22 protein-coding genes and 1 tRNA gene are annotated in these 24,259 nt (G+C 33.3%); 18 read left to right on the top strand and 5 right to left on the bottom strand.

Features of this window, described 5'->3' with window-relative positions; all coding sequences use genetic code 11:
- The first annotated feature begins 2 nt into the window (after positions 1–2).
- The 3 genes from PXC01_RS01285 to PXC01_RS01275 all read left to right on the top strand — a co-directional run bounded on the left by PXC01_RS01285 (position 3) and on the right by PXC01_RS01275 (position 1,531).
- Positions 3–953, top strand: coding sequence for a PorP/SprF family type IX secretion system membrane protein (locus PXC01_RS01285; RefSeq protein ID WP_476703488.1), 951 nt, complete (start codon positions 3–5; stop codon positions 951–953).
- Positions 954–998: 45 nt separating this feature from the next.
- A complete protein-coding gene (gene folB, locus PXC01_RS01280) occupies positions 999–1,370 on the top strand; it encodes a dihydroneopterin aldolase (protein ID WP_276470564.1) in 372 nt (123 codons plus the stop codon).
- An 87-nt stretch (positions 1,371–1,457) separates the two neighbouring features.
- Positions 1,458–1,531 (top strand) — tRNA-Cys (locus PXC01_RS01275).
- Positions 1,532–1,578: 47 nt separating this feature from the next.
- On the opposite strand, the gene PXC01_RS01270 is transcribed toward PXC01_RS01275, so the two are convergent.
- Together PXC01_RS01270 and PXC01_RS01265 are read right to left on the bottom strand one after the other, a co-directional pair.
- Entirely contained in the window at positions 1,579–1,977 is a 399-nt protein-coding gene (locus PXC01_RS01270) for a DoxX family membrane protein (RefSeq protein WP_276470563.1), read from the bottom strand.
- A gap of 5 nt (positions 1,978–1,982) precedes the next feature.
- Positions 1,983–3,143, bottom strand: a complete 1,161-nt coding sequence (locus PXC01_RS01265) for a DNA polymerase III subunit (RefSeq protein ID WP_276470562.1) — start codon at positions 3,141–3,143, stop codon at positions 1,983–1,985.
- Positions 3,144–3,268: 125 nt separating this feature from the next.
- On the opposite strand from PXC01_RS01265, the gene PXC01_RS01260 reads away from it, so the two are divergent.
- The 3 genes from PXC01_RS01260 (at position 3,269) to PXC01_RS01250 (ending at position 7,225) form a co-directional block, all read left to right on the top strand.
- Positions 3,269–4,459, top strand: a complete 1,191-nt coding sequence (locus tag PXC01_RS01260) for a phosphoglycerate kinase (protein WP_276470561.1) — start codon at positions 3,269–3,271, stop codon at positions 4,457–4,459.
- A gap of 120 nt (positions 4,460–4,579) precedes the next feature.
- Positions 4,580–6,211 (top strand): LysM peptidoglycan-binding domain-containing protein, encoded by a 1,632-nt coding sequence (locus PXC01_RS01255; RefSeq protein WP_276470560.1) that lies wholly within the window; start codon positions 4,580–4,582, stop codon positions 6,209–6,211.
- Positions 6,212–6,223: 12 nt separating this feature from the next.
- Positions 6,224–7,225 (top strand): DUF4837 family protein, encoded by a 1,002-nt coding sequence (locus PXC01_RS01250; RefSeq protein WP_276470559.1) that lies wholly within the window; start codon positions 6,224–6,226, stop codon positions 7,223–7,225.
- A gap of 101 nt (positions 7,226–7,326) precedes the next feature.
- Here the strand turns inward: PXC01_RS01250 and PXC01_RS18400 are convergent, their stop codons facing one another.
- The 3 genes from PXC01_RS18400 to tatA form a co-directional block, all read right to left on the bottom strand.
- On the bottom strand, positions 7,327–7,503 hold the full coding sequence (locus PXC01_RS18400) for a DUF6747 family protein (RefSeq protein WP_338089438.1): 177 nt from the start codon (positions 7,501–7,503) through the stop codon (positions 7,327–7,329).
- Positions 7,504–7,818: 315 nt separating this feature from the next.
- Complete coding sequence (locus tag PXC01_RS01245) at positions 7,819–10,332, bottom strand: OmpA family protein (RefSeq protein WP_276470558.1); 2,514 nt, start codon at positions 10,330–10,332, stop codon at positions 7,819–7,821.
- Between the two features lie 333 nt (positions 10,333–10,665).
- Positions 10,666–10,851: a twin-arginine translocase TatA/TatE family subunit gene (gene tatA, locus PXC01_RS01240; RefSeq protein WP_073241438.1), complete on the bottom strand. Its 186-nt coding sequence runs from the start codon at positions 10,849–10,851 to the stop codon at positions 10,666–10,668.
- Between the two features lie 194 nt (positions 10,852–11,045).
- On the opposite strand from tatA, the gene PXC01_RS01235 reads away from it, so the two are divergent.
- The 12 genes from PXC01_RS01235 to PXC01_RS01180 all read left to right on the top strand — a co-directional run bounded on the left by PXC01_RS01235 (position 11,046) and on the right by PXC01_RS01180 (position 24,153).
- Positions 11,046–11,918, top strand: coding sequence for a M23 family metallopeptidase (locus PXC01_RS01235; protein WP_276470557.1), 873 nt, complete (start codon positions 11,046–11,048; stop codon positions 11,916–11,918).
- 6 nt (positions 11,919–11,924) lie between these two features.
- Positions 11,925–13,430, top strand: coding sequence for a GH3 auxin-responsive promoter family protein (locus PXC01_RS01230; RefSeq protein WP_276470556.1), 1,506 nt, complete (start codon positions 11,925–11,927; stop codon positions 13,428–13,430).
- A gap of 46 nt (positions 13,431–13,476) precedes the next feature.
- Entirely contained in the window at positions 13,477–15,159 is a 1,683-nt protein-coding gene (locus PXC01_RS01225) for a DUF6909 family protein (protein ID WP_276470555.1), read from the top strand.
- A gap of 1 nt (position 15,160) precedes the next feature.
- Positions 15,161–16,156, top strand: a complete 996-nt coding sequence (locus PXC01_RS01220; protein WP_276470554.1) for a YveK family protein — start codon at positions 15,161–15,163, stop codon at positions 16,154–16,156.
- A gap of 53 nt (positions 16,157–16,209) precedes the next feature.
- Positions 16,210–16,752: a dTDP-4-dehydrorhamnose 3,5-epimerase gene (gene rfbC, locus PXC01_RS01215; protein ID WP_276470553.1), complete on the top strand. Its 543-nt coding sequence runs from the start codon at positions 16,210–16,212 to the stop codon at positions 16,750–16,752.
- A complete protein-coding gene (rfbD, locus tag PXC01_RS01210; protein WP_276470552.1) occupies positions 16,749–17,525 on the top strand; it encodes a dTDP-4-dehydrorhamnose reductase in 777 nt (258 codons plus the stop codon). Before rfbC ends, rfbD begins: the two co-directional genes overlap by 4 nt.
- A 13-nt stretch (positions 17,526–17,538) precedes the next feature.
- A complete protein-coding gene (gene wecB / locus PXC01_RS01205; RefSeq protein WP_276470551.1) occupies positions 17,539–18,678 on the top strand; it encodes a non-hydrolyzing UDP-N-acetylglucosamine 2-epimerase in 1,140 nt (379 codons plus the stop codon).
- A complete protein-coding gene (gene wecC / locus PXC01_RS01200) occupies positions 18,668–19,882 on the top strand; it encodes a UDP-N-acetyl-D-mannosamine dehydrogenase (protein ID WP_276470550.1) in 1,215 nt (404 codons plus the stop codon). The genes wecB and wecC overlap by 11 nt, the downstream gene beginning before the upstream one ends.
- A 307-nt stretch (positions 19,883–20,189) precedes the next feature.
- Positions 20,190–21,374 (top strand): MBOAT family O-acyltransferase, encoded by a 1,185-nt coding sequence (locus tag PXC01_RS01195; protein WP_338089437.1) that lies wholly within the window; start codon positions 20,190–20,192, stop codon positions 21,372–21,374.
- A 7-nt stretch (positions 21,375–21,381) separates the two neighbouring features.
- The gene (locus PXC01_RS01190) at positions 21,382–22,830 is read left to right on the top strand and encodes a hypothetical protein (RefSeq protein WP_276470548.1); all 1,449 of its coding nucleotides are present in this window, start codon (positions 21,382–21,384) and stop codon (positions 22,828–22,830) included.
- A complete protein-coding gene (rfbB, locus tag PXC01_RS01185; protein WP_276470547.1) occupies positions 22,827–23,882 on the top strand; it encodes a dTDP-glucose 4,6-dehydratase in 1,056 nt (351 codons plus the stop codon). The genes PXC01_RS01190 and rfbB overlap by 4 nt, the downstream gene beginning before the upstream one ends.
- Positions 23,869–24,153, top strand: a complete 285-nt coding sequence (locus tag PXC01_RS01180) for a hypothetical protein (protein WP_276470546.1) — start codon at positions 23,869–23,871, stop codon at positions 24,151–24,153. Before rfbB ends, PXC01_RS01180 begins: the two co-directional genes overlap by 14 nt.
- Positions 24,154–24,259: the final 106 nt, after the last annotated feature.

Below are 24,259 nucleotides of genomic sequence, written 5' to 3'. Positions count from 1 at the left end.
TGATGATGCGGAACAGTCTTTTGACATTGGTATTATTTATAAGCGTACTCTCCCTAAGGGGTCAAGAGCTTACGATACCTCAATTATCGCAATACCTTGCCGATAATCCCTTTGTAATGTCACCTACCTATGCAGGTATCGGCGACCACGTTAAAATAAGGCTTAACGGACTTACCCAATGGGTAGGTATTAAAGATGCACCAGATACCCAATCTCTAGCTGCAGATATGCGTATTGGTGAAAAATCCGGTATTGGTATGTTATTGTATAATGATAGTAATGGTGAAACTAAGCAACAGGGAGCTCGTTTCTCATTTGCACATCACCTTACCCTTGATCGTTATGACGATGAGTTTTTATCGTTCGGTATCTCCTATAACTTTAATCAGTTTAGAATTGACAATACAAATCCTGAATTAATAGCTGATCCTGCCTATGTAGGGGATAAAGCTACTACAAACCATAATTTTGATATAGGTGCACTTTATAGATATGATAAATTTTATTTCAGTATTAATGCTTCCAATATCTTAGATAAGGATTTAAGTAACTTCAACGCATTATACGAGCCTAATAGACTAAGAAACTACTATGTGTATACTGGTTATAGATACATGAAGAAAAGAACTAGCAAGATGGAGATAGAGCCGTCTGTACTGTTCCAATTATTTGAGAGTGATGGGCGTTCTGTTACAGATTTAAACTTAAAATTTAGATTTTACGATTTTGAAGATTATTTCTATGCAGGTGTCAACTATCGTTTCTTGAACGATCAAATTGGTAATCCGCTTTACATAGCACCTATAGCCGGTCTAAAGAAAAGTAATTTTTACTTTGGATATTCTTATCAGGTAATCCTTAATGAACTTCTTGGGTATAGTTCCGGTACGCATGTAATCACCTTAGGGGTAGATTTATTCCAAGGTATCAGTAATTGTCGTTGTACGTATTAATCCTTCAAGTGAGATTGATTAAATTTGATATCCAGAATACAAAAAATGGGTAAAGTACAATTAGAGAATATAAAAGCATACGCCCACCACGGGTGTTTGCCTCAAGAAACCAATATTGGCAGTGATTATTTGGTGAACGTTTCGGTCAACACGAATTTACTAAAGGCTTCGGTCTCAGACGAATTAAAAGATACGGTAGATTATGTTCACATCAACAGAATTGTAAAGCAAGAGATGGCAACGCCTTCTAAATTGTTAGAACATGTAGCCAAAAGAATAATCGACAGAATTTTCATAGAACTCCCAACCGTAGATTCCGCTATGGTATCAGTTTCAAAAATCAATCCGCCTATAAACGGAGATGTGGAAAAGGTAACGGTATCCTTGGATTTACAAAGAGGACAACTGGTTCAATAATCTAAGAGACTTAAATAAATATAATTTCTTGGCCGTTAATGCGGCTTAAATTGGGAATAATGTTTATTTTTGCTCTCGCTAAAAAATGGCATCGTGGCCGAGTGGCTAGGCACAGCTCTGCAAAAGCTTGTACAGCGGTTCGAATCCGCTCGATGCCTCCAAAACCCTCCTTTAAAAGGAGGGTTTTTTGTTTTTATATTTTCTCTATCTAAGCTTGTAGCAGAAATACAAGGACAATTGTGGGTATAAAATAAACAGCTATCGTTTTGGCACCTTCATAGTCCTTTGCAACTCGTTGACCAAACAAAAGCATAAGTAGGGTTATACTTGATAGGATAGCTCCATACAAGGCAAAACCGGTATCTCCCGAACTTATTATACAATATGTTCCGATCAAGCATAGAATACCTGCAACAACCTCTGTGACCAAAATTATACCTACCAACAAAGGCACTATATTTTTAAAAGGTGTTTTAGAAAAATGTTCTTTCAACCATGAGATATTACCGTTCCAATCGGTTATTTTATCAAAGCCACTTTGTAGAAAAGTGATGATTAAAAATAGGAGCAATAAAATTTCGGCGGCATTGTTCAATACTGTATTCATTGTGGTTATTTAAGTTCAGACTTTTTTCTATGTAGTAGTCTAGTCAGTTTAATGGAGAGGTCCGTAAATATAATTTTTGAATTTCCATTTCTTTCCACATGGTAAATAGCACCTTCAAGCTCCTTGGTAATGTCCAAAATATTATTTTCATGAACAAATGGCGCAAATTTTTTCAATTGAAAACCTTCGGCATGTATTTTTAGATACGCAAGTTCCTCAGCTCCATAATTGATCATTAATGCTTGCCTCATGACGGTAATGCAATAGCTTAGAAAATTCTTCTGTGTCTCTCTACCGGTTTTTGCAACCTCTTCACTCCACAATAACAATTCATGAATGGCTGCTTTGTTGCCTTTTGCCTTAAAAGCGGTACGTACCCATTGTACAAACCAATTTTCAAACACCAGATCCTCAGAATCTTTGTTCAAAAGGTCTAGCGCTTTGTTGTAATTGCCGTTGGCTTCGTGAGCCAATAGCATTGCTTCTGCCTTGTTGGCCCCTTTCTCACTTAAGGCCGTGGCTATGGCGTCTTCCGCAAGTGGAGGAAAATGAACTATTTGGCATCTAGATTTTATAGTTTGTATAATTTGCTCTTCATCCTCACACAATAACAAAAAGATGGTTTTATTGGGCGGCTCTTCGATCAGTTTCAGTAGCTTGTTAGAAGCAGCCGTGTTCATCTTTTCGGCCATCCAAATCAGCATCACCTTATAACCGCCTTCGTAAGATTTCAAGGATAATTTTTTTACGATATCCTGCGCTTCATCAACACCAATTTGACCTTGTTTCTTTTCAATTTCAATATGGCGATACCAGTCGAACAGATTTCCGTAGGGCTGCTCCGTTATGAACTCGCGCCATTCTTTCATATAATGGTTACTAACGGCGTGCGATTTTACCTTATCCGAATTAGAAACCGGAAAAGCGAAATGAATATCTGGATGGGCAAACGACTTGAATTTTAGATTACAAGATTCGTTACCGCCACTGTTTTCACCGTTCGTGTTCTGACAGATAATATACTGTGCATAAGCCAATGCCATAGGTAAAACACCGCAGCCCTCTGGACCAACAAATAACTGGGCATGTGGTATTCTGCCCGCATCCGCACTAGAAGACAAGTGCTTTTTAATATGTGAAAGTCCTAAAATTTCATTGAATAACATAGATTCAAATATAGTTGTTTAAAGCACAACAAATTTAATGGTATTGGGTGTAAATTATCCTATTTAGCACTTTATCACAAGCCATTTAATCTTTACATTTGTTAACTAACAAAAGGTAATATCACATGAAAGTATTGAATGACTTTAATTTTGAAGATAAAAAGGCGTTAATTAGAGTGGACTTCAATGTTCCATTAAATGACCAATTTGAAGTAACGGATAACACTAGAATTCAAGCGGCCAAGCCAACAATTATAAAAGTATTGGAAGATGGCGGTAGCGCTGTCTTAATGAGTCATTTGGGAAGACCAAAAGGCGAGCGTAACGCAGATTTATCTTTAAAACATATTGTTGATGCCGTTTCTGATATTATTGGTGTAGCGGTAAAATTTGTTTCGGATTGTGTTGGTGCAGAAGCTGAAAAAGCAGTAGCTGAATTAAAAAGTGGAGAGGTACTTTTATTGGAGAACCTTAGATTTCATGGCGAAGAAGAAAAAGGAGACGATGCTTTCGCAGAGCAACTTTCTAAATTAGGGGATATATATGTTAACGATGCTTTTGGTACAGCTCATCGGGCTCATGCATCAACAACGGTAATAGCTAAGTTTTTTCCAGACGCTAAATGTTTTGGTTATTTATTGGCGAAAGAAATAGAAGCGATCGATAAAGTTATGGCCACTGGTGAAAAACCTGTATTGGCTATTCTTGGTGGAGCAAAGGTCTCTTCTAAGATTACTATTATTGAAAACATCCTTGATAAAATTGATGATCTTATCATTGGTGGTGGTATGACATACACCTTTATCAAAGCTCAGGGCGGTAAAATAGGAGATTCTATTTGTGAGGACGATAAAATGGAACTTGCTATGGAAATTCTTGAACAGGCCAAACAGAAAAATGTAAACGTACATATTCCTGTAGATGTTGTTGCAGCAGATGCTTTTGATGCAAACGCAAATACCCAAGTGGTAGATGTAGATAAAATACCGGACGGTTGGCAAGGACTAGATGCCGGACCTGATACCTTACAAAACTTCAAAAAAGTGATACTAGCTTCTAAGACTATTCTTTGGAACGGACCAATAGGTGTTTTTGAAATGGAGAAATTTGCAGCGGGTACCATAGCAGTTGGTGATTATATCGCCGAAGCTACAAAAGAAGGTGCATTTTCATTAGTTGGCGGTGGAGATTCTGTTGCCGCAGTAAAACAATTTGGCTTTGAAAACAAAGTTAGTTATGTATCTACAGGCGGAGGTGCAATGTTGGAAAGTCTTGAGGGTAAAAAATTACCAGGGATCGCTGCTATATTAGACTAGTAAAGGGGTTATCGATAAACGGCATATAACGAAAATTTGTGCATTTTAAGAGAAATTATTTTATTCTCATTGAAAAATGTACGATTTTCGTTTGTTCCGTTAACATATTTTCACCCCATTATGAAGAAAGTAGCCTATAACTGTTATTATTTACTAGGATTAACCTTAGTACCTTTTTTAGGGTCTGCACAACAAGAAGATGTTGTCACAACTATAACAGACTCTTTGACAAGCAATCCTATAGTTGTAAATGATTCATTGAACAATAGCACTCCGTTAGGTCAGTTGAATATTGTACAAAATTCAAAAACAGAGAATTTAACGCTATTTAAACCAACGGAATCTTCTTCCTATAACCTTCAGGATAATGAGTTAGCTGCCAAGTTCGACAGTCTTTGGATGAAAGAACTTGTAGACGCTGCTCCTTTGTACAACGAAATGTACAATGAAATTATGGTAGAGCCGGATACGGCTTCAACCTTTGTTTTAGATTTACCTACAGATACCTTAAAAATGCGTTTGGCAAGATTGAACGCAAAAACCCCTTTTAACGTTGAGTACAATAAGTCGTTAGAAAGTGTTATTAAATCGTTTTTGACAAGAAAAAGAGGTTTAATGGAGCGTATGCTTACCATTAGCCAGTTTTATTTTCCTTTATTTGAGCAAGAATTTGACAACAAGAATATTCCATTAGAAATGAAGTATTTATCTATTGTTGAATCTGCATTAAACCCTAAAGCACGATCTAGGGTGGGTGCAACGGGGCTATGGCAGTTTATGTACGGTACTGGAAAAGAAATGAAATTGAATATCAATAGTTATGTAGATGAGCGAAGCGATCCCATTAAATCTACTGCGGCAGCTGCCAACTATTTAAATAGATTACACAGAATATATGATGATTGGGATTTGGCATTGGCAGCCTATAATTCTGGACCTGGTAATGTAAATAAAGCTATCCGCAGAAGTGGAGGGCAACGTAATTATTGGAATATTAGAAGAAACTTACCTAGGGAAACCGCTGGGTATGTTCCGGCTTTTCAGGCAACCATGTACATCTTTGAATATGCAGAAGAGCACGGTTTAAAATCAAAGAGGGCAGATCGCGCATATTTTGAGACAGATACCATTCATGTTAAAAGCCTTATTACATTTGATCAAATTTCTGAATTGGCGGCTATTGATAAAGAAGAGCTAAAAGTGCTTAATCCCCATTACAAATTAGATGTTATTCCTTTTGTAGAAGGAAAACCTCATGCATTAAGATTACCGGTCCATAAAATGGGAAAATTTGTAGCTAATGAAAAAGCTATATACGCGCATGTAGAAAAAGAATTAAAAGAGAAAGAAGGTTTAATTGCTAAAATAGAAAAGCAGGCAGAAGCCAATAGTATTAGGTATAAAGTCAGGGACGGAGACTTTCTGGGAAAAATTGCCGAACGCTACGGGGTACGTGTAAGCCAATTAAAGCAGTGGAACGGTTTACGAAGTAATAATTTACGTATAGGACAACGTTTAACCATATACCCAAGAAAAAATGCCAGTTCATCTGTAAAACCTAAAGAAACCCCTTCTAGAACTGCGGTAACTAGTAATACTAAAACCCATGAGGTAAGAAGTGGGGACTCTCTATGGACGATTTCTAGAAAATATCCTGGTGTAACTATTGAAAATTTACGAAAGTGGAACGGTATTAGTGGTAATAATTTAAAGCTGGGCACAAAACTTAAATTGTGCGACTGTTCATCTTAAATTAATACACCTATGAAAAAAAGAATTTTACTATGTTTTATGGCAATTTTAGGATTGTCTATTGCCTGTAAAGAAGAAGGCAAGGCAGATTACTTACCAGAATCTGTTGGCGCAATGAATACTTTAACGGTAGTTATTGACAATGACCTTTGGAATAGTAGTGTGGGTGATGCCATTCGCGAAAATTATACCGCTGCGGCCCAAGGCCTAACCTGGGATGAAGCGCTCTTTAGTGTCACTCAAATTCCGCAACAGATTTTTAGCGGAGCAATACGTAATACAAGTTCTGTGCTCTATGTAATGGAAGATACTTTGAACATAGCACACATGAAATCTAATATGTATGCCAAACCACAAAAAGTAGGTGTCATCAAAGGGCATAATAAGGAAGAGCTTATAGAGAACATCAACAAGACCGCAAAAGAGTTTATTGCAGATTTTAAGGCATTGGAGATAGGTAAAGCGCAAAAACGTTTTGAAAAGTCGTTGAATAAAGAGAAAGCCCTAGAAGATAAGTTCAATATTTCAATGAAAATACCTTCTATATATAGAGTAGGTAGAGAAGAAGATAATTTCGTCTGGATCGATCGTCAAATTCAGAAAGGTAATATGAACATTATTGCTTATACCATGCCTTGGGACAGCTTTAAGAACGATTCTACCTTTGTACAGGATATTATTAAAATGCGCGATTCTATTGGCGCCCTTTATATTGGTGGTGAAGATATACCTGGCAAAAAAAATCATATGATAACAGAAAAAGCTTTTTCTCCATATGTCTTCCCTGCTGAGGTTTCAGGTAAAAAAGCAGCAGAGGTAAGGGGAATTTGGGAAATGTCCGCTTATCCTATGGCAGGTCCGTTTTTGACCTACATTATAAATGATAAAGAGAACAACCGTAAACTTATTGTTGAAGGTTTTGTTTTTGCCCCTGCAACCAAGAAAAGGGATTACATGTTTGAACTGGAAGCGATAATGAAATCTGTTAAGTTCAATGTTAGTGATAAGAACTAATTTTAGTTACTTCTATAAAACGAAAAAGGCTCAGGAATTTCCTGAGCCTTTTTTATATAAATACCGATTGTTTTAAAATGTAAATTTTGTTTTAATACCAATTACAAATTGCTAAAAGAAAAGCCGGTAGATACCCTAAAGATCAAGGCATATGAGGCGTAAGCAATCAATATAAAACACAACCAAGAAAATATTTTAAAATAATGTTCCAGAATAAAACTTTTCCAGTTTCTAAAGGCTTCAATGTAAATTTCTTTAACTAAAGTAATTTTTTCCATGTTCAATGATTTAGGAGTTCTTACCGGTAAAGATGTTCAATCTTAATGCCTTTATTGGAAAGTTTCGGTATAAAGACCATTTATTCTATAAAATGTAACAGGTTAAAATTTATATCTGTGAAGTGTTAAAAGTATAGATAAACAGCACACTTATCTTGTTTTGTAAAATTCGATAAAGTGTAAAAATCATGGATTAATAGAACGATATAGTTTAGGATTTTGTGTTGAGGATTTTTGATAATTTAGTAAAGGATGAAATAGATTGTAAAAAAAAAGACCCGCTTATTAGCGGGTCCTTTTTGTTGTATTTACCTATTACATATCTACGATAATAAACTCTGATCTACGGTTTAGGTAATGTTGTTCTTCTGTACAACGAACGGTACCGTCACAACCATTAATCAATCGTTCTTCACCATAACCTATAGCACTTTCAATTCTGCTTGCATCTATCCCCTGTGAAATTATATAGTCTCTGGTAGATTTAGCACGCTTGTCCGATAAGTATTTGTTATAGACTGCCGCACCCCTAGAATCCGTATGGGATTCTATTTTGATGACCATGTTTGGCGAATCTTTCATTACTTCAACTAACTTATCAAGTTCAACAGCGGCATCTGTACGTATGTATGATTTATCGAAGTCAAAGTGAATCATCTCTGTCTTAAGCTTCTTAATACCATTTTCAACCGCAATCATATCATTAAGTTTTCTCATTGAGATATCTACATTAACAGTTTCATTGTCTTTAGTTGCAGCTTCTCTGGTATCATCAAAATAGGACCCTTTTGTTGTCTTTAATACATAACGCGTATCGGCATCTAAATCTTCAAAAATGAAGTTACCGTTTTCATCGGTCTCCATTTCTTTAAGTTTTATGTTATTTTCATCTAGCAATTCAACTAATGCATTTGGCATTAAATCACCGGTAATCAATTCAGTTACAACACCTGCAATAGCATTTATACTGGTTGGTATTTCTTCAACTTCCAATGTTTTAAATGAATAGATATCGTCATCACCTATACCGCCATCTCGGTTAGATGCAAAATACCCTTTTTGAGACTCTTCATCTACGATAAAGGAAAAATCATCTTTACTACTATTAACGGGCTTACCTACATTACGTACTTCTAAAAAACCGGCTTCGTCGTCAAAGGCAACTTCAAATACATCTAAGCCTCCTAAACCAACATGACCGTCTGATGAGAAATATAATTTTTTGTCATTAATAAAAGGAAACATTTCTTTGTGTTCCGTATTAATTTCCGGACCAAGGTTTCTAGGTGTAGAAAAAGAACCATCTTCTAATACGTCTACTACGAAAATATCTGTATCACCAATACTACCTGGCATATCCGAAACAAAGTATAATTGCTTTCCGTCAGGACTTAATGCCGGATGACCGGTAGAGTAGTTGTCACTATTAAAAGAAACCTCTTCTGCTTCTAACCATTCACCATCAACCTTTTTGGATCTGTAAATTTTAAGGTGGTTAATACCGTTCTTATCTCTCTTTAATTTTTTACCATAATTGTTTCTCGTAAAATACATTGTCTCATTATCTGGAGAGAAAGCAACTGAAGCTTCATGATATTTGGTATTTATCTTTTTAGAGAATTTAATAGCATCTTTAAAATCTTGAGACTCTTCATTAACCTTTGCAACGAACAAATCTAAATAAGGCTGATTGTTCCATTTATACTTTCTGGTATTAAATATGGATGAATCTTTGGCAGATGCGTAAACCATTTCATCGTTACCATAATACATAGGAGAAAATTCTGAGTATTTGGAGTTAATGGAAAGGTTGTCTATATCAAATCTTTCTTCCATCCTTAACAGACCGTCTAATACTATTTCATTTTTTTCTATGTCTTGTTCAATTTCTTCTCCTGCCAATTTCTTATTGTACAGTTTTAAAAGACGCTTTGATCTTTTGTAATTTCCAATGCCTTTTAATGAGTGAGCATATTTAAATAAGTAGTCAGAACTCATGTCAGACTCATATTTGGTATATAATATGTTATACCATTTATATGCATTTTCCATATCGGTATTAAAATAATGGGCGTCGCCAGCTTTCTTTAATACCTCATAGGTATATGCTTTTTCTCCTTTAGATAAAGCTTGCTCATAAATTTTAGCAGCTTCTGCATACCACATTTTGTCAAAATATTCATCTGCTCTTTTAATTAACTTGGATTTATAAGCAGGGTCGTTATCTTTAGAAGAAGTAATCATTTCATAAGAAACATCTTCAACAGGCATACTTTCTGTTTCTAGTTGTGTCACTGGTGTATCTTGAAATATTGACGTCGGCTCTATTTCAGATTCAGATACTGTTGGTAACTCAGAAACAGCTTCGGTTTCATTATAAGCATTGTTGTTGATTATTTTAAGTATCCAAACTTCATCGTCATAACGGTTATTAAATTCTGTCGAACAATCGTTCAACGCTTCTTCCCAAGATGTATAATGGTTTAAATACAAATAGTATAAAAGGTTCTGAGGATTTTGAAAATAACCTGCACTGAATCCTTTTTTATTTAATTTTTTAATTTGGGATTTTAGATTTTTGTCTTTTGAAAAAGTACCGGCTATAACGTAGTAACCATTTTCAGTTTCTGGAATATCATGAAAGGCTCTGTATGGAATGGACAATGCTTCAGCAGCTCTTTGAAAATCTTTCTTGTCTTCTTTTTCTGCTATGGATACTATAGAATTGTCACCATTATTCGCTACATCAGATTCAAGATCATCTTGAAAACCTTGAGCTTGGGCAAAAACGATAAAGACCAGAAAAAATAAATTTAATACACTTCTCATAGACATAATTCTTAGTTGAACTTTATATTCAACAGGGGTTTTAAGTATAGTACCAACGGTTAGTTATGGATTTTTAGTACTATAAGTCTAACGAAATTAGTAGTAAAGCGATATTCTGAATATTAATTGTTGTGAAAGAGGGTTTTTATGTCGTGAACGAATACTATTTAGTAGCCTTGTAGTCAAGCCAGTCTCGATAAACGGCCTATTTATGCGGTAAGTTGCGCACTAAGTACTTTTACAGGAGTTTTGAAAATCTTTAAATAATGAATTAAACAAAAAAAGTCCTGAATATCAGAGCTTTAAAAATTATATGCAAGAATAAAATAGTATTTATTCCTTTTTCTTTTCTTCTAATTGTTCATCTTCTTTCGAAGCATCCTTAAATTCTTTGATGCCACTACCTAATCCTCTCATTAATTCCGGAATCTTTTTTCCTCCAAACAATAATAGAATTACAACTACCACTAATATGATTTGTGGAGCGCCTATGGCTAAAAAAGTAGATAATATGGTCATAAGACTATGATTTAAAATAGATTTCAAAGATACTAAAAAGTACTATAGAAACCCGTTGTAAAATTAAATTGGTTTTACTTAAATGGTAATTTAACTATAAATTAAGTAGATAGCGCTTTATAGATGGCGCTAATGCCATTATATTTCATCTATGAAAGGGTTAAAAATGAAATTCTAAGTTTATCTTTGTTGTAATGGCCAAAAAGAAAGTCAAAAAAAGGAAGGAAATAAAAAGGAAGCTTCTTCATAAGTACCGTTTGGTAATATTAAACGAAAGTACTTTTGAAGAAAAGATTTCCTTTAAATTAAGTAGACTGAATGTATTTGTGACGGGATCTCTTTTTATGATTACCCTTATAGGACTTACAACACTACTAATTGCCTTTACGCCCCTAAGAGAATATATACCAGGGTATTCATCTACAAGATTGAAAAAGGAAGCTACGGAGCTAACTTATAAAACAGACTCACTAATTAGAACCTTAAATTATACCAATAAGTATTTAGATAATATTCGCATGGTTTTAAAGGGTGATATTGAAAATAACGTGGTCAATAGAGATTCCCTTTTTCAACAGTTTAAATTAGATCCGGCATCTGTAGATTTAAATCCTATTAAGGAGGATTCATTATTACGGGCAGAGGTTGCACTTGAAGACAAATACAACTTGTTCGAAAGAACGATAGATAAAAAGAACTTAGTTTTGTTTACCCCTGTTACCGGTTCGGTTTCAATGGGCTTTAATCCTAATGAAAAACATTATGCAGTAGATATAACTGCAGTTACCGATAGTCCTGTAAAAGCGGTAGCCAACGGTACGGTAATATTTTCAGAATGGACCGCGGATACAGGTTATGTAATTATAATTGAACATGAGGGCGGTTTATTAAGTGTTTATAAGCATAATGGTTCTTTATCTAAATACCAAGGTAATATAGTAAGGGGCGGTGAAGTAATTGCTGCCGTAGGTAATACCGGTGAGCTTACTACTGGGCCGCACTTACATTTTGAAATATGGGATAACGGAACACCGATCGACCCTTTAAATTATATTGATTTTAACTAGTACTAAATGTCACTAAAGACCATTGCTGCTAAAATTTTTGCACACCGTATCGCTAAAAGAACCGATAGGTGGGTCGGCAATCCCCTTGAAACACAAGAAAAAGTGTTTAAAGAACTTATTGCTAAAGGCTTAAATACTAGTTTTGGGAAAGATCATAGCTTTAAGACTATAAAAACGCATAATGATTTTATAGCACAAGTTCCTATTAGGGATTATGAACAGCTAAAAGACTATGTAGACCTTGTAGTAAAAGGTAAAGAAGATATTCTTTGGCCGGGTAAACCCCTTTATTTTGCAAAAACTTCTGGTACCACTTCCGGTGCTAAATATATACCAATTACGGAAGAGAGTATTAAAGAACAGGTAAAGGCATCTAGAAATGCAATACTCAATTATATACATGAAACTGGCAATGCGAAGTTTGTTACCGGTAAAATGATTTTTTTACAAGGAAGTCCTGTGTTAACTGAAAAAAATGGAGTAAAATTGGGAAGGCTTTCAGGGATATCTGCACACTATGTACCCAATTATTTACAGAAAAACAGAATGCCAAGTTGGGAAACCAACTGTATAGAAGATTGGGAAACTAAGGTCAATGCCATTGTAGAAGAAACCAAGAACGAAGATATGACCGTTATTGCAGGTATACCTTCTTGGGTTCAGATGTACTTTGAAAAACTAAAAGAAAATACCAATGAGTATATTGGTGATTTGTTCAATAATTTTGAGTTGTTCATTTATGGTGGCGTAAATTATGAGCCATATCGAAAAAAATTTGAAACTTTAATTGGAAGAAAGGTTGCTAGTATAGAATTGTTTCCGGCAAGCGAAGGCTTTTTTGCATATCAAAATTCTCAAAAAGAAAACGGTATGTTGCTGCTTTTGGATGCAGGAATATATTATGAGTTTGTACGATCGGATAAATTTTTTGACGAGCAGCCTAAAAGACTTACCTTAAAAGATGTTGAGGTAGGTGTTGATTATGTGATGATTATTAGTACCAATGCCGGGTTATGGGCCTATAACCTAGGCGATACCATTCGGTTTATTTCAATATATCCATTTAAAATCGTAGTATCCGGACGTATAAAGCACTTTATTTCTGCTTTTGGCGAGCACGTTATTGCCAAAGAAGTAGAAGAGGCAATGTTGGTAGCGACTAAGGCAACCGATGCCAGTGTTAGTGAATTTACTGTAGCACCACAAATTACACCTAAAGAAAATGAACTACCTTATCACGAGTGGTTTATAGAATTTGAAAAATTGCCATCAGATATGGATATTTTTATTCAAGAATTAGATTTGGCACTACAAAAACAAAATAGTTATTATTATGATTTGATCGTTGGCAAAGTATTACAGACCTTAAAAATTACTACAATTAAAAACGGAGGATTTTTAGAGTACATGAAATCCATAGGAAAGTTAGGTGGACAGAATAAAGTACAACGATTATCTAACGACCGAAAAGTGGCTGACGGCCTTTCAAAATTTAAAGTAGAAAATAACTAGCTTTTTAATAACAAATTATAAATCGTAATTTCGTTTGAAATCATAAATGGGAAAAGCAATTACAACAACAAGAGCGCAAGAGTCTACAAATGCAATAGAACGCATGTATATTACTATGCGCCATCTTTTTAATAGAGGTTTTTATAAACCCAATGGAGTTTCTGGTGAAGCATTGAAAAATGCCTTACTACAGTTGAGACCAGAAATATATGGATCTGTAGGAGAAGAAAAAGCGGAATTGAACGGACTTATATATGTTCTAGAAAGATTACCTGAGGGCATAGAACAATGTTCATTTATAAATCTAACTTCAGACGAAGGCTATGGTATATCTCATATTAATCCTATTATTCCACCTAAAAGAAGAAGGAACTGTTATCGTATCGACAACGAGCAGATGAATATTGAAATTACTAGAGGCCGTTCAGATATCTATGATATTCTTACACACCTTACATTTCTATTTATTGAATCTGAAAAAATATGTAAACGTGTATTGATAACGGATACAGAGAAGACGATAAGAGATTGGACCAAACTTGAAAACGCCGTTAAACAAGAAGACTTGACACAGGCGGAGCGAGAAATTGCACTTATACATACCGCCAATATATTAGGCAGGTCTTTCGAAGAGATTTTAGAGGTTTACAAAAAATTCAGCAACAAAAGTAACCCTGATCGCTTTTTAAATGTTATTTATTGGTTGGGTAAGCTGGCTTTAGATGAAGAAATCTCTGGAGAGAAAAGAGCGGTTACGTTTAGTGCCTTATTAAGAGAAAGACTAGGTCATCATATACATGGTGAACGTTGGGCAAATAACATAAAGGAAGTTTTAGTAAAGAATAACCTAATGCACAGGCCAATTCATATTATTTCTGCCAATATGCATAGTGTTATGAATTCTCTTTTTGCCAAAGCTGCTTTGAAAAAAGAATTTCCGAACACCGACTCACTAGAAATTTTTGAAGCCTTAAGTAGTTCCGGTAATGCGGCACTTAGAAAAAAGGTGACAGATTTGGCGGAAAAGAACGGTATGATTATCATGGATGATACCTCAGGAACCAATATTGATGTTCAAATTTTTGACACCGCCAAAATTAAAGTAGATAATTGTTCGTATCAGTTTTCTGAAAAAGACCTTGATAAAAAACCTGTTATATTTGTTATGGATTACGCTTTTGGTGAACAAGCGTATGAGACAATAGATGAGTTGTTAAAACCTTATATCACCAAAAAGAACCATACCTCTTTAATTAATGTTGATTCAGTTTCAATAATGGGAAAAGCAGGTATCTTAGAAGGAGGTAAGGGCGATTTAATGATACCTTCAGCACATATTTTTGAAGGTACTGCAGACAATTATCCGTTTAAAAATGAATTGTGTGCCAAAGATTTTGAAGGTTATGGTCTAGAAGTTTTTGAAGGAACAATGGTGACTGTTTTAGGAACGTCACTTCAAAACAAGGATATTTTAAAGTTCTTTCATAAATCGACCTGGAACGTTATCGGACTTGAAATGGAAGGTGTGCATTACCAGAAAGCAATACAATCTGCGTCAAAGATACGCAAGAGTATAGGTGAGGATGTAAAAGTACGCTATGCATATTACGCATCTGATAATCCTTTGGAAACCGGTAGTACATTGGCATCTGGTGGATTAGGAACAACAGGTGTAAAGCCTACATACTTGATTACGGATAAAATTTTAAAACAAATATTCAATACATAGCATGGCAAGCAATCAATTACCATCTACCCAAAACAATTCTGATGAAATTGATTTGGGACAATTATTTCAGTTATTTAGAAGAGGTTACAATGCTATTTTTCGTTGGATTTTAAGAGTATTTCTATACCTTAAAAAGAACATGCTTTTACTTATTGGGCTTGTTGTCATAGGACTTGCAATTGGGTATGGTCTAAATAAAATTATATCTAAAAAATATAAAACAGAGGTAATTGTAAAGCCTCAAATTGAAAGTAAGACATACCTGTATGATGCTGTTAATGAGTTACAATCTAATATAGGTTCTAGAGACACTTTATTTTTCAAGTCCATAGGGATAGATAATATTGATTTTAATGGTTTAAATATCGAAATATCTAGAGTAGAAGAAGTAGGCAATTCAGAAAATGATATTCAATATTTAGAGTTACTACAAAGTTTTGAAAATACTGATGCTATTGCTGATCTTGTTAGGGCTGAGTTACAAAACAAAAGTTCATTTAACCACAGAATTACTTTCTACTATAAAAATCCTGCAAACGGAAAAATTTTTGCAGAAAAAGTGTTAAACTACATTAATACAAATAGTTATTTCAATAGTCTTTTAGAGGTATATAGAAACAATGCGATAGCAAGAATAAAGGAGGATGAAAAAATCTTAATTCAAGTAGATGAGATAATAGCGAATTATACAAAGGGCTTGGCGTCTAAAGAAAATAGTAGTTCAAATGATAAGATTATTTTAGATAATCAAGAGCAAGTAAATATTGCAGATATATTTGAATACAAAACAGGTTTAATAAGAGATATTGAAGCTAAGAAGTTAGAATTACAAGAACGAGTAGTACCGGTAAGTATTATTAATTTAGGACAAAATCAGGTAGAACGTAAATCCTTTTTTGGAAAAAGTATTGTTCTAATCCCAGTAATTTTTATCGTTCTATTTTTTATCACCTCTGTACTTATTTATTTTAATAGAAAAGCAAAAGAGTTACTTTAATTAGTCAATAGAAATAAATATAGTTTCATGTTAAAGACTAGGATATTATAAAAGTGAAGGTTACAGAAGCTAAGTTAAAGGGTTGTTTTATTATAGAACCGGTAATTTTTAAAGACGAAAGAGGATCGTTTTGCGAAACTTATCAAAAGGAAAGATTTAAAGAAGTTCTTGGTGAGGATATAAACTTTGTTCAAACAAATCAATCATATTCTATTAAAGGAACTTTAAGAGGGCTTCATTTTCAGAAAGGAGAATACGCTCAGTCAAAACTAATAACAGTGCCTAAGGGTAAAATATTAGATGTTGTGGTTGATTTGAGAAAAGATAGTGCTACATATGGTCATCATTTCAAGATTGAATTATCAGAACGTAATCATAAGATGCTTTTCATACCAAGAGGTATGGCTCATGGTTTTCTAGCTTTGGAAGAAACAATTTTCATCTACCAGTGCGATAATTATTATAATAAAGAATCAGAAAGTGGTATACTTTACAGTGATTCTAATTTGGCTATAGATTGGGAATTTGATACTAGTAATTTAATTGTTTCAGAAAAAGATAGGTTGTTGCCAAACTTTAACTCTTTCACTTTATGAAAAAAGTATTGGTGACCGGTGCTTTTGGTCAATTAGGTTTGAGCATCCAAGATATTCATTTACAATTTCCTAATCTAAAGTTTTATTTTTTTAGTTCTAAGCAATTAGATATAACTCAAAAACAAAATGTAAACGATGTTTTTAGCCAAGTAAAGTTCAATTATTGTATTAATTGTGCAGCTTACACCAATGTAGAACAAGCAGAGAAAACACCTAAAATTGCTTATGAAGTAAATAGTAAGGGTGTTGAAAATCTGGCTATAGCATGTCGGAATAATAATGTAACCTTAATACATATTTCTACAGATTACGTTTTTGATGGAAGTAAAACTGATGCTTATACCGTAGAAGATGTACCAAATCCTATCAACGAATATGGTAAATCTAAACTTTTAGGAGAAAACTACATTCAACAAACTTTAAATCAACATTTTATCATTCGTACTTCTTGGCTTTATAGTAAAGTTTACGGTAAAAATTTTTATAAGACTATTTTAGAAAAAGCAAAAATAGGTGGCACTTTACATGTAACTGATAAGCAAATAGGATGCCCTACCAATACGTTGAACTTAGCCTTTTTTATTATAAACAATTTAATAGAGAATAATACCAATTTTGGCATTTTACATTTTACCGATGAAAAAGCAATGACATGGTATCAATTTGCTGATAATATTATAACTGAGAACAAATTACAGGACGGGGTTGTTCTATTAAAAGCAGAGAATTATCTTACTTTTGCTAAAAGACCAATAAATAGTATACTTAAATAATAAAAAACCTAGAATGAAAAAAAAGAACCTGATAATTTTTGGAACTAGACCTGAAGCTATAAAAATGGCTCCTTTGGTAAAAGAGTTTCAAAGAAATAATGATTTTTTTGAAACTAGAGTTTGTATAACGGCACAACATCGGGAAATGTTAGACCAAGTGTTATCTTTTTTTGAAATTACTCCTGATTATGATATGGACTTAATGAAGCCAAATCAAAATTTATATACACTTACATCTGATATCATTACTGGTTTAAAACCTATTATAGAAGAATTTAAGCCAGACTACGTGTATGTTCATGGTGATACCACTACAACCATGGCTTCAAGTATAGCTGCATTCTACTCTGGCGCAAATGTTTGTCACGTAGAAGCTGGATTACGAACTTTTAATATGAGATCCCCATTTCCTGAGGAAATGAACAGGAGTGTTACCGGGGTAATTTCTAATATACATTTTTCACCAACCGAGACATCGAAGAACAATTTAATAAAAGAGAATAAATCTAAAAATTCTATTTTAGTCACAGGTAACACTGTAATAGATGCACTACAATTCAGTGTTGATAAGGTAAACAGTGTCAACTTTGATGATACTGAAATTTCTAGACTTCAAGAAATTATAGACAGTGACAAAAAATTGATACTTGTAACTGGACATAGAAGAGAAAATCATGGTCAGGGGTTTATAAATATCTGCGAGGCTTTAAAAGAAATTGCTATCACTAATTCAGATACTCAGGTTATTTACCCAGTACATTTAAATCCAAATGTTCAAAAACCGGTATATGAATTATTAGCTGAGATTGAAAATGTAAATTTGATTGCTCCCCTTTCATATCCAGCATTTGTTTGGTTAATGAATCAATCTTATTTAATAATTACTGACAGTGGTGGTGTTCAAGAAGAGGCGCCGAGTTTAGGAAAACCAGTTTTGGTAATGCGTAATACTACTGAAAGACCTGAGGCAGTTGATGCAGGTACTGTAATTTTGGTAGGTACGGACAAGAATAGAATAGTTGAGGAAACTAATAAACTTTTAAATAATCAATCTGCATATGATGGCATGAGCAAACTTCATAATCCTTACGGAGATGGGAAAGCTTGTAAAAGAATTGTAGAATATATTCAAAATATTAAGAATGAAAAATAAACCTAGTGTGGTAATGATCGGTTTAGGTTATATAGGCCTTCCAACAGCTGCTTTAATAGCTAAAAATAAAGAATATGTACATGGTGTTGATATAAACCCCAGTGTTGTAGACACAATAAATGCGGGAAAAATTCATATTGTAGAACCTGAGTTAGATAGTGCGGTCGCAGAGGCTGTTGCAGAAGGATATTTAAAAGCAAGTACAACCCCAGTTGCTGCAGATACCTATTTAATAGTGGTGCCAACACCTTTTAAAGGAAAGAACGAACCAGATATTTCATTTGTTGAAGCTGCTACCCAAGCAATTATACCGTTATTAAAAAAAGACGATTTATATATAATTGAATCTACATCACCTATTGGCACAACGGAGAAAATGATGCAGCTCATTTACACGAGTCGCCCAGAATTAGAGGGAGAGTTAAATATTGCGTATTGTCCTGAGCGCGTTCTTCCTGGCAATGTGATGTATGAATTGGTAAATAATGACAGAGTCATTGGTGGGGTTGATGAAAAATCGACCAATAAAGCTTTAGATTTCTATAAAAAATTTATAAAAGGCGATTTACATAGAACAAATGCTAGAACGGCAGAAATGTGTAAGCTGGTAGAGAATTCATCTAGAGATGTTCAAATTGCATTTGCAAATGAATTATCGCTTATATGTGATAAAGCCGATATTAATGTCTGGGAGCTAATAGAATTAGCTAATAAGCATCCTAGAGTAAATATATTACAACCTGGTTGTGGTGTTGGAGGACATTGTATAGCGGTTGACCCATATTTTATAGTTGCAGACTACCCTATGGAGTCTAAAATTATTGGTAAAGCAAGAGAAATCAACAATTATAAATCATTTTGGTGCGCGGAGAAAGTGCAAACAGCAAAACTAGAGTTCGAATTAAAACACGGAAGAAAGCCTGGTATTGCAATTATGGGATTGGCGTTTAAACCTAATATAGATGATTTAAGAGAATCACCTGCTAAATATATTGCTCAAAAAGTATTGCAAAATGCTAATAATGAGCAGTATTATATCGTTGAGCCTAATATAGAATCGCATACAGTGTTTAAATTAACTAATTATCAAGAAGCTGTTGAAAAAGCAGATATTATAGTTTATTTGGTAGCACATAAAGAGTTTAAAGAATTGCAGTTATCTAAAGATAAAGTTGTACTGGATTTCTGTGGAGTATTAAAGTAATAGAGAGCCTAAACTACTGATAGAACATTAATTTAAAATGTTATTTAACTCAATAGATTTTTTAATTTTCTTTCCAGTAGTTTTTTTATTCTATTGGCTATTTTCAAAAAATCTTACTCTTAGGAATATATTTATCTTAGTTGTCAGCTATATATTTTATGGTTGGTGGGATTGGCGATTTTTATTATTAATAGCTATCAGTTCTTTGGTAGATTATTACATTGGGAAAAGGTTAGGCAAAGAAAATGATGATAAGAAACGGAAACTACTTTTATCTTTAAGCTTATTAGTAAACTTAGGCTTTTTAATGTATTTTAAATATGCCAATTTTTTTATAGAATCGTTCGCAGAATCGTTTACTTTTTTTGGGAGTAATTTAGAAGTATCTACTTTAAATATTATTTTACCAGTGGGTATTAGCTTTTATACTTTTCAGACCTTAAGTTATACTATAGATATATATAGGCGAAGTTTGAAGCCAACAAATGATATTATATCATTTTTTGCATTTGTAGCCTTTTTTCCACAATTAGTTGCAGGTCCTATTGAAAGGGCATCTCATTTATTACCACAATTCTATGTTACCAATAAGTTTGATTATAAACAAGTAAGATCAGGTTTTCAGTTAATGCTCTGGGGATTTTTTAAAAAAGTGGTTATAGCGGACCGTTTAGCAATTTTAGTTAATGAGGTTTACAATAATCCCGAGGCATATTCAGGTTCAGATTTTATAATAGCCACATTATTTTTCACTTTTCAGATTTATTGCGATTTTTCAGGTTATTCTGATATTGCAATCGGTTTGGCAAGATCTATGGGTTTTGATTTAATGAAAAATTTTGATAGTCCTTATTTTTCAAAATCAATAACAGAATTTTGGAGAAGATGGCATATATCGCTGTCAACATGGTTTAGAGATTATGTATACATTCCTCTAGGAGGAAGTAAAAAAGGAAAATATAGAACTTATTATAATTTATTTTTAGTATTTGTCGTAAGTGGCTTATGGCATGGTGCAGCTATGACATTTGTTATTTGGGGAGCAATACATGGAACAATATTAGTATTGGAGAAAGCCACACAAAAGTTTAGGGAAAAATTATTTGTAATGACGCGTTTCAAAAAAGATGAAGTTTTTAGTGGTTTAGTTTCAGGTCTGATTACTTTTTCAATTGTCGCTTTTGCATGGGTGTTTTTTAGGGCAAATAGCTTTGATGAAGTACAACATATAATTTCAAGTATGTTTAGCTCTCAAAAAGGACATGACTTATACGAATTAGGCTTGTCGGAGTTTAATTTCAACCTTTCTATTATATTAATAGTTGTTTTACTAGTATTGGAGTACATAAACAATTATGTTAATCTAAAAGTCTATTTAAACAATAGAAATGTAATTTTAAGATGGGGTTTCTATTTCATTCTTTTGTTTACTATTATGCTGTATGGTGTTTATGGTGGTGACAGCCCTGAATTTTTATACTTCCAATTTTAAATAAAAGATGAAAAAATTTGGATTTAGGTGTATTGCTTTATTAGTCCTATTGGTAGTTGGGTTGAATTTTTTAAATAAATTTTCATTACAACCAAGTGATTATACTAACACAGTTAATGACTTTAATGATTTAATAGATCAAGGTAAAAGAGTGGATGTTTTTTTTTATGGAAGTTCACACGCTTGTTATAGTTACGATCCAAATGTTATTGACTCTATAACAATAATAAGAAGTTTTAATTTTGGAATGACCTCTCAAAGGTTAAACACTACAGATTTTGTTTTTAGAGAAACTTTAAAAAAAAGTACTCCAAAGTTAATTGTGCTTGACGTTTTTCCATTCTCCTTGAAACACGCAGAAAAAGAACAAGAGATAGCTAATCAAAAAAAAGCCTATTATGCTTTCACTGAATTATCAATCAATAAAATAAGAGCGATTGTTAAAAATTTTCCCTTAGAAGAAATTCCAAATACAATTTTTCCTGTCTTAAGAAAGAGTGATAAAGTTTCCACTTTGTTTTTTAAAAGAAAAGAAAGGTATGTATTTTCTCCTGAAGAAAAAGTAGTTAAGGCCTATAGAGGATTTATAGGAAATGGTAGTTATTTAAAAAAAGAGAATTTCGTTCCTTTTGAAATTGATGATTTTAATGAAAGTAACAGTTCAAACTATAATTTTTTATCCGAAACAGAAAAAAATGCGCTTGATTCTTTTTTAGAATTGGCGAAAAGAAATAATATTGAAGTTTTGGTTGTCGTAGCACCGTACATGAATTCCGTAAAGGATAAGGAATATAAAATATTCCATAATTACATAAAGAACATTACTATTAAAAGAGATGCCGCATTTATTGATTTTAATTTTTTATTTGAAGATCTAAAATTAAATCATATAGATTTTAAAGATATAGGTCACCTAAATGTTTCAGGAGCTAAAAAAATTAGTACTTTTTTAGGCAATTATATTCGTGAAAATTATAAAATTTCATCACGAGAAAACGAATTGTCTTGGGTAGAAGAGCAACCCAAAACTGTTACAAAGTATATTCAAGATAATTTTATAGAAGAAGCTGTACAGATAAAAACCCCTTTAAATAAAGACTTTAATATTAAAGCTATTTCTTTTTATGATAAAGGTATAGAAAAGAACGTTATTTTTAAGCTTGATAATACTGTTACTGATTCAATTCTTTCAAAGTATCGTATTGGCTTTCATACTTATGTGAAGGATACGAACAAAGATGATTTGATGGCCTATTCCAAATCTAAAAAACGTAATTATGACGCTTGGGATTTTATTCCGGAGATTATGGAAGTAGGAGGTAATAAATATATTCTTAAAAAAATAAACACTTCAATAAATGAGTTTCCTAAAATAGAGCTGTTTCTTTACGATAGAAATGGATATAAAGGTATTTTAGGGAATAAAGTAGAAATAGAAAATATTATCATTAAATGAGTAAAAAAATAGTAATAACAGGTGGGGCTGGTTTTATTGGTTCTCATGTAGTTAGAAGGTTTGTCAAACAATATTCCTCATACCAAATATTTAATCTGGACGCATTGACCTATGCAGGAAATTTAGAAAATCTAAAGGATATTGAAAGCGCGCCAAATTACACGTTTATAAAAGGAGATATTACAGATGAAAAATTTATTAATGAACTTTTTGAAGAACAGAAATTCGATAGTGTAATTCACTTAGCAGCAGAGAGTCATGTAGACCGATCAATTGTAGATCCTTTAGCATTTGCCAAAACTAATATTTTAGGAACAATGGTATTGCTCAATGCTTTTAAAAATTTATGGCAAGATAACTGGTCAGGAAAACGGTTTTATCACGTCAGCACAGACGAAGTATATGGTAGCCTTGGAAATACCGGTTTATTTACAGAAAGCACCTCTTATGACCCCAATTCCCCATATTCAGCTTCAAAAGCAAGCTCAGATCATTTTGTACGTGCTTATGGAGAAACATATGGAATGCCCTATGTTATCAGTAACTGCTCTAACAACTACGGACCAAACCATTTTCCTGAAAAATTAATTCCCTTATTTATCAATAATATCATTAATAATAAAGCACTTCCGGTTTATGGTGATGGTTTGTTTACAAGAGATTGGTTATACGTTAAAGACCATGCAGTAGCAATTGACTTGGCTTTTCATAAAGGAAATAATAGCGAAACCTATAATATTGGAGGGTTTAATGAATGGACGAATATCGATTTAGTGAAGCTCTTATGTGGTTTGATGGACGATAAGTTACAAAGACCTACAGGAACATCAGAAAAGTTAATTACCTACGTTAAAGATCGCCCAGGACATGATTTGCGTTATGCAATTGATGCATCTAAGATAAATAGAGAACTTGGTTGGAAACCATCAGTTACTTTTGAAGAAGGATTAGAAAAAACCATTAATTGGTTTTTAGAAAATAAAGATTGGTTAAATAATGTAACTTCTGGTAGTTACAAAGAATATTATAGTAATCAATATGATAAAAAATAAAGAACTTATAAAAAAGGGATTACTTTTTTCAATATGCGCTATTATTCTTGTATGTTCCAATAATGACGAGAATTCAATATTTGTAACAAAAGATAATTTGGAGGGACAATGGTTTGATACAAGTGATTTAAATCTAGCTTATTTAGGAGATTCTGAGAATTACAATTGTGCCGGTGAAATTTTAGAATTAAATAGCAAAGGAACAGCAGAGATAAAAAGTTACATTCCTGCTATTATTGATTCTCAATTTGAGTTGACTATAAGTCCATAATATGAAAAATGGTATATTGAAGCTGGCAATATAATTCATTTAGTTTCGATTTTTAAAACAGGAATTGATGACCCTGGTATAAAAATCATTGTAAAGGCAAGAATCC

It is taken from the genome of Maribacter huludaoensis (assembly GCF_029350945.1).
Classification (GTDB): domain Bacteria; phylum Bacteroidota; class Bacteroidia; order Flavobacteriales; family Flavobacteriaceae; genus Maribacter; species Maribacter huludaoensis.
Note: the sequence above shows the minus strand (reverse complement) of the source record. Positions and strands in the feature narration are given on the sequence as shown.